The 459-nt window shown below is 39.0% G+C and carries 1 protein-coding gene; it reads right to left on the bottom strand.

Annotation, left to right across the window (positions count from 1 at the left end):
• On the bottom strand, positions 1–459 hold a 459-nt coding region (locus tag ACFINC_RS10375; protein ID WP_375617161.1), incomplete at both ends, for an FAD-dependent oxidoreductase.

The raw sequence follows: 459 nt of genomic DNA, 5'->3' as shown, positions 1-459 counted from the left end.
CGACAGCATAGGGTTTAACTGTAGGGTTATGGGCATTAGTTAAGCCCATAGGTTTCATAGGACCATGTCTTAACGTTTCAAGTCCGCGCTCAGCCATAATTTCAATGGGGAGGCATCCATCAAAATAGGGTGTTTTTTCAAAATCACGAAACTCTGTTTTTTCAGCATTTTTTAATGCTTCAACGAATGCTTCATATTGTTCCTTATTAAGGGGACAATTAAGATAATCTTTCCCTGTTCCCTCAGGACCAATTTTATCGTAGCGAGACTGATACCAACAAATATTCATATCAATACTATCAGTGTGGATAATAGGTGCAATAGCATCATAAAAAGAAAGGGCTTTTATATCGGTTATCGCTTGTAACTCTTGAGCAAGTGCAGGTGAGGTAAGGGGGCCCGTTGCAACGATAACATGTTTCCAATCTTTAGAAATCTCTTGAACTTCTTCGCGTTTAA

The organism is Bartonella sp. AP58NXGY (assembly GCF_042195785.1).
Lineage (GTDB): Bacteria > Pseudomonadota > Alphaproteobacteria > Rhizobiales > Rhizobiaceae > Bartonella.
This window is presented reverse-complemented; position numbering and strand designations above follow the sequence as displayed.